The sequence below is a fragment of the Ligilactobacillus agilis genome (assembly GCF_025311475.1).
GTDB lineage: Bacteria > Bacillota > Bacilli > Lactobacillales > Lactobacillaceae > Ligilactobacillus > Ligilactobacillus agilis.
Window position 1 is genome coordinate 2,055,946 of record NZ_CP104397.1, and the last position, 6,555, is coordinate 2,062,500.

The following is a 6,555-nucleotide window of genomic DNA, read 5'->3' on the forward strand; positions in this document are numbered from 1 at the left end:
CGAGCTCATCTTCATTTTCTTTCGCAAGGCTCCATCTCAGCAACCAGGAGCTCTCTTTACAAGCGGCCAAAAACTACTCTTCTCTTCAACGTTTTAGTTATTCACTTATTTATGTCTTAGATATTAACGTGCTTTTTCTAATTTGTCAACTGTTTTTATGAGACTTTTTTAATTGTTTTATCCTAACTAATTTTAAACCTCGCGGTTAACCAACTTCACCTCATACTTTTGGGCTAATTCATTCATTTCACACAAGGTTGCACGCAGTGGCTCCTCCACAATCTCCGAGAAAGGAATAATCGTTTTGCCCCTAAGATCAAAGGACGAAAAGAAACTGTGGATGATTGAAGGCAGGCGGTTGCCAAAAACAGGCGGATAGCCTAAGTAAATTTCCCGGTATTTCTGCAAGTTAGGCAAGGTCGTTTTTATCTGGGGCAACTTGCCCTGTTGAAATTCCCGTTCAATCATGGCCAAGCGCTTCGTATACTCACTAGGGTAAGGCTTCACGGGTTCTAATTTAATAATGTCCGCCTCAATTTCACGTCTAAGGCGTTCAACTTCTCGATTAGCACCGTCATCAAATGAAAAGTAAACAATTAAGGTTTTAGACGACTTGGACATAAGCTTCACTTCTTTCCAAATTTCTAGTTACCCCTATTATAATCTTTTTGTAAGCGGTTTTACAATTTTTTATTCCGTTTGAAAATTCTTTATTTAGTTTGTGCAAAACCCTTTAATTAAGCCCATAAAAAAAGACACCCCGTAGGTGCCTTTTTAACTTACTATTTAGTTGTAACGGCTACAACGTTGTCACCGTGTTTTACAGCGGTAACGTTTAGGCGGTTGACGCTAGCGTAGTTATTGGTGTTAGTTACAACTACCATGACAGTCGGATCATAACCTTCAGCCTTAACCTTAGCTAAATCAACAGTTCCGAGCTTGTCGCCAGCCTTAACTGTTTGACCTTGCTTAACGAAACTTTCAAAGCCTTCACCTTTAAGGTTAACAGTATCAATCCCAATGTGAATTAATACTTCGGCCCCGTCTTTAGACTTTAAACCATAGGCATGTTTGGTCTCGTATGCAACCGTCACTTGACCATCAACTGGTGAATAAACCGTACCGTCGCTAGGGACAATCGCAGCCCCATCACCCATTAACTTAGTTGAGAAAACTTGGTCATTAACGTCACCTAAGTCTTTTACTTGCCCATCGACTGGAGCAGCAATGTTTTCATTGTCAACGTCGGCAACATCTGCCACCATTTCACTGGCCGCTTCTACTTGACTGCTAGTAGCACTAGCTTGGGCTGCAGAAGCAGCTGTAGCTGCTACTTCTGGATTAACTAAGTCTGCGTGAGTCTTGCCGTAGAAGAATGTCAAAGCAAAGGCTACTGCGAAACTGATTAATTCACACATTACGTAAAGTGGAATTGACTTAGCGTTAATTGATAAGAAACCAAGGAAGGCAGCTGAACCTAAGGACACAGCGATTACGTGAGTTAAACCTGCGATTGCAGAGGCAATCCCTGAACCGATTAAAGCACAGAAGAATGGGAAACGTAACTTCAAGTTAACCCCGAATAAAGCAGGTTCTGTAATCCCTAAGAGGGCTGAAACAGTTGCAGATGAGGACAGACCCTTCATCTTCTTGTTCTTAGTTAACATGAAGACAGCGAAGCAGGCAGCCCCTTGGGCAACGTTAGCCATAGAAGCAACAACAAAGATAAAGTCACCGTAACCAGTGTGGTTTTGCGTAAAGGCTGTAATTAATTGTGTTTCGATAGCTGGGAAAGCTTGGTGTAACCCAGTTAATACGATTGGTGAGTAAAGTAACCCAAAGACACCAGTTCCAACAAAGCCTAAAGTATCGTATAACCAAACAATTCCGTTAGTGATAGCGTCAGATAAACCACGCATAACAGGTCCAACAATCACGAAAGTTAAGAAACCTGTAACCATTAAGGAAATAAGTGGTGTAAAGGTAAAGTCAACTGCATCTGGCAACTTCTTGTGTAACCATTTTTCTAAAACAGACAAGATGTAAACAGCTGCTAAAACTGGGATAACTTGGTAGTAGTAATTAGTTTGGGAAACATGTAAACCAAAAATGTTCCAGTACTTACCTTCAATCAAACCAGGGGTAGTCATGATCATCCCGACAGCTGCCCCTAAGAATTGGTTAGCACCGAAGCGCTTAGCGGCTGAGATACCTACCAAGACAGGCATGAAGATAAATGGTGCGGCTGACATAACTTGAATCATTGAGGATAAGCCCTTGATTGCTGGGTAAGTTTCAACTAGGGCTTTTGGTCCAAATAAACCTGCTGAGGTCAAGAAGTTGTTCAAAGCCATCAGCAAACCACCAGCAACTAAGGCTGGAATGATTGGAACAAAGATGTCTGATAATAACTTGATAAAGGCCATTACCGGGTTAAACTTTTGGTTACCAGCTGCAATTTGCTTTAAATCTTCTGTTGAAGCTTCTGATAAACCTGTTTGTTTAATCAATTCATCATAAACAAAGTTAACGTCCCCAGGACCAATGATAATTTGGTATTGGCCGTTGGTCTTAAAAGTTCCCTTAACATCAGCGTTGTTATCGAGGGCTGCTTGGTCAATCTTTTGATCATCCTTTAAAACCAAGCGTAAGCGGGTTGCACAGTGAGCCGCAGCGACCATGTTGTCGCGCCCAACAGCTTCGATCACTTGAGAAGCGACCTTTTTGTAATCCATAGCCATAATTTACACTCCTTTGAATAAATGTCTCACGAAAAAATAATTGCATTTTGTAACCGATTTCGGTTATCTACATGTATTATGATAACGCATTCTAAAAATATGTCAATCGTTTATCAGATATTTTTTAAAAAAGTTGCTATTCAAGATAAAACCCCTTTTAAATAGCGATTAAATCAAGGATAAATTATGTAGTTCGATTGACACAAGGCGATTTATCAGCTAAAATTAGGCTAGAATAAGACAACGTTTTCATAAATTGAGAGGAGTTTTTTTATGGAATGGACGAGAGAACAACGTTACCTTCCCTATAATAAGTGGGACGCTGAAACCTTACTTAAACTACAAGCCCAGGCGGATAATTCTTCCTACCAGCTTAACTATCACATCCGCCCAAGTTCCGGGCTGCTAAACGATCCGAATGGTTTTTCTTACTATAACAACCGTTGGCACGTTTTTTACCAATCATATCCCTTTGGCGCCGTTCACGGGCTGAAGTCCTGGGTACACCTTGAATCTTGCGACTTGGTTCACTGGCAAAATAAGGGTTTAGCTTTAGGGGCCGATACTAAGTATGACAGCCATGGGGCTTACTCCGGTTCTGCAACCGTTATCGACGACAAGCTTTTTCTAATGTATACTGGTAATGTCCGCGACCAAAATTGGCAACGAATCTCCTATCAAAATGGAGCTACCATGGATAAAAATGGAATAGTTACCAAATTGGCCGCTCCCTTAATTTATGCGCCAGCTCACGTTACCGAACACTTCCGTGATCCGCAACTTTTAAAGCACCGGGATGCCTACTACGTTTTGCTGGGAGCCCAAGACAAGACCACTCTTAGTGGCAAGGTTGCCGTCTTCAAATCTAAGGACCTTAAGAATTGGGAGGACCTAGGCTACCTAGACTTCAGCCCCGAAACGATGGGCTACATGATTGAATGCCCTAACCTGGTTTTCATCGACGACAAGCCGGTCTTAATCTTCTGCCCACAAGGCCTAGATAAAAACGTGGCTAACTACGATAATATCTACCCTAATATGTATGTGGTGGGTGATAAATTGAAGTTTGACGCTGCCCGAATGGAAACTAAGCAAACAGCCCCAATCAACCTTGATGACGGCTTTGACGTTTACGCTACCCAGGCCTTCAATGCTCCTGACGGTAAGGCCTATGCGATTAGCTGGGTCGGCTTACCAGACATGACTTATCCAACCGATGAAGAAGGCTGGGCCAACTGCTTTAGCCAGGTTAAAGAGCTTAGTCTAGACAACCAAAACCGGCTAGTCCAACGGCCAGTCCCTGCCATGGCTGACCTTAGACAGGCCGGGCAAGTTATTAAGGCCGAAAAAGCTATCAACGGCCGGCAAATCCTAGTTGATAATGCCAGTCGTAGCTACGAATTGAAGTTAACCATCCCTAAGGGCCAGGCGGGCACCCTCCACTTGGTAGCCAACCAAGACCTAAGTGAAAGTCTCCAGCTCAAATTTGCTACCGGTGACGCGGCTCAGCTAGTAGTCGACCGTGCTCACAGTGGTATCCAGTTTGCAAGCGACTACGGCTTCACAAGGCAAATTGACCTAACTGCCAACGAAGACTTAGAGTTGGATATTTTCGTTGACAATTCCCTCTTTGAAATCTTCGTTAATGGGGGCTTAAAGGTCTTAACCGGCCGCTTCTTTGGTAGCCAAGCCAATAATCAAATTGCTATCCAAGGAACAACTAAGGAGGAACTAGCTTTCCGCGGTACTTACTGGCGCATCGATCATATTTAATAATAATGAGGTATTTATATGCGACCAAAATTAACAGACGTTGCTAAAAAAGCCGGTGTTTCGGCAACCACCGTTTCCAGGGTGATTAATAACTACGGCTACTTAAGTCAACAAACTAAGGAAAAAGTCTACGCTGCGATGAAGGAACTCAATTACCAGCCTAACTCACTGGCCCGTTCCCTCCATGGCAAGAGCACCAAGTTAATTGGCCTGATTTTTCCTTCAGTTACTAACCCCTTTTTCGCCGAATTAGTTGAAGAAATTGAAAATAAGTTCTTTAACGCGGGTTACAAGGTGATTTTGTGCAACTCGGCTGATAACAAGGAAAAAGAACGGGCCTACATTCGGATGTTGATTGCCAACCAAGTGGACGGGATTATTGCCGGTGCACACAATCTAGGCATTGAGGAATACAATAAGGTCGGTTTACCAATCGTCTCCTTTGATCGTAAGCTTTCTGATCAAATCCCAATCGTTAGCTGTGATAACTATCAGGGGGGGAAGTTAGCTACAGAAGAACTCTACCACGCCGGCTGTCGGCACATTTACTTTTTGGGTAGCGCCCGTAGAAAAGGCCACCCAACCGATTACCGCTTAAACGGCTACCTTGACGCTATCACCGATTTAGGCCTGACCCAACACGTCCATTCAGTCGCCTTCTCAGAATCAGCTACGATTAAATCGGTTTCCGTCAGAAAGTTGCTTGAGCATCATCATCCCGACGGCATCGTTTGTACCGATGACTTAACCGCCATTTTGGTTTTACAGATGGCCCAAAAATTAGGCCTCAACGTACCCGCTGATTTGAAGGTGGTTGGGTTTGACGGCACCAAGTTTATCCAGGATTACCACCCTGAGCTCTCAACCATTGCCCAACCAATTCCTGATATCGCCGCCCTCTTGGTTAACTTACTCCAAGAGCGGATTAGCCAGCCTAATAAAAAGCTAGCTCAAAACCAATATATTCTCCCGGTTAAATTCATCAGGAGTAATTCCACTTTTAGTTTGTAAAAAGGCCGAGACCATAGGAAGTTGCCCTTTGGTCTCAGCCTTTTCTTATGTTACAATGGACTAGACAAAAATTAACAGAAAGGGGTAATTAGCGTGATTACACGGCAAGAGATTAACGGCAAGGCGCCAATGAACTATAACTGGTTTGACGTTAATGAGCTCAATGACAGCGATACTCGACAACTTAAACGCCTATTTAGACTAACACCAGAGATTATCGACTATGTTTCTGATAGGCATGAACGACCACACTACGATTTTGATATCCATACCCAAAGTGAACTGGTCGTCTATGACGTCCCCTTATGGCCCGATAAGGTTACCGCTCATTTTACGACCCGGCCGATTATCTTCTTGCTACAAGGGACCACGGTTTTTACCTTCCATACGGATGAAACGGCCTATGTCTTTGAGCAGTTCAAACAAGAGAAGGTTAAGGAAATTAAAAACGCAACCGAGTTTATCATGACCTTCCTTTTACACGCAGCCAAGTATTTCAACCAGGCTTTAGACAAGCTTAACGTGGAGCGCAACCGGCTAGATAAAAACTTGAATAGCCACATCGGCAACACCGACCTGCGGCACCTAGCCCAGATTGAAAAAAGTCTAGTCTACCTCTCTTCGAGTATTAAAACTAACTTGATGATGCTCGAAAGCCTGCGCCACACCCCCCTAACGCTTCAAATCACTAAGGAAGCTCAAGAAAAGTTGGACGATATTTTGATTGAAACTGAACAAGCTTCACGGATGGTACAAATTTCTAACGAGGTGACTGAAAAAATCTCGACTACCTCTAATAATATCTTGAATAACAACCTAAACGACACCATGAAGTTCTTAACCGTTTGGTCTTTAATTTTGACCATTCCCACAATTATGACTGGTTTCTTTGGAATGAATGTTAAACTCCCTGGAGCTCAATTTCCCCTCGCTTGGATAGCAATCATCATCTTAAATATTGTCTTCATGGCCTGGCTTTACTTCTATTTGAAGAAAAACCATTTTCTCTAAGCAAATTAATAGTAATCCC

The 6,555-nt window shown here is 42.9% G+C and carries 5 protein-coding genes and 1 other annotated feature (1 of these 6 only partly in view); of the genes, 3 read left to right on the forward strand and 2 right to left on the reverse strand.

The annotated features are described in order from the left end of the window. Positions 1-98, reverse strand: a binding site (T-box leader); it reaches 133 nt to the left of the window's first position. A gap of 94 nt (positions 99-192) precedes the next feature. Then, entirely contained in the window at positions 193-621 is a 429-nt protein-coding gene (locus N4597_RS10240; RefSeq protein ID WP_089144827.1) for a flavodoxin, read from the reverse strand. Positions 622-782: 161 nt separating this feature from the next. After that, entirely contained in the window at positions 783-2,735 is a 1,953-nt protein-coding gene (locus N4597_RS10245) for a sucrose-specific PTS transporter subunit IIBC (protein ID WP_260905315.1), read from the reverse strand. A gap of 279 nt (positions 2,736-3,014) precedes the next feature. On the opposite strand from N4597_RS10245, the gene N4597_RS10250 reads away from it, so the two are divergent. The 3 genes from N4597_RS10250 (at position 3,015) to N4597_RS10260 (ending at position 6,536) form a co-directional block, all read left to right on the forward strand. After that, positions 3,015-4,514 carry a sucrose-6-phosphate hydrolase gene (locus tag N4597_RS10250; RefSeq protein ID WP_260903833.1) on the forward strand — a complete coding sequence of 500 codons (1,500 nt, stop codon included), beginning with the start codon at positions 3,015-3,017 and terminating at the stop codon, positions 4,512-4,514. Positions 4,515-4,532: 18 nt separating this feature from the next. Beyond that, positions 4,533-5,525 carry a LacI family DNA-binding transcriptional regulator gene (locus tag N4597_RS10255; protein ID WP_050610635.1) on the forward strand — a complete coding sequence of 331 codons (993 nt, stop codon included), beginning with the start codon at positions 4,533-4,535 and terminating at the stop codon, positions 5,523-5,525. A 129-nt stretch (positions 5,526-5,654) separates the two neighbouring features. Continuing rightward, positions 5,655-6,536, forward strand: coding sequence for a magnesium transporter CorA family protein (locus N4597_RS10260; protein WP_202021744.1), 882 nt, complete (start codon positions 5,655-5,657; stop codon positions 6,534-6,536). The last annotated feature ends 19 nt before the right edge of the window (positions 6,537-6,555 follow it).

Coding starts and splice junctions, on each gene's coding strand:
- N4597_RS10240 (WP_089144827.1), bottom strand. CDS start 621: ATGTCCAAGTCGTCTAAAACCTTAATTGTTTACTTTTCATTTGATGAC.
- N4597_RS10260 (WP_202021744.1), top strand. CDS start 5,655: ATGAACTATAACTGGTTTGACGTTAATGAGCTCAATGACAGCGATACT.
- N4597_RS10250 (WP_260903833.1), top strand. CDS start 3,015: ATGGAATGGACGAGAGAACAACGTTACCTTCCCTATAATAAGTGGGAC.
- N4597_RS10245 (WP_260905315.1), bottom strand. CDS start 2,735: ATGGATTACAAAAAGGTCGCTTCTCAAGTGATCGAAGCTGTTGGGCGC.
- N4597_RS10255 (WP_050610635.1), top strand. CDS start 4,533: ATGCGACCAAAATTAACAGACGTTGCTAAAAAAGCCGGTGTTTCGGCA.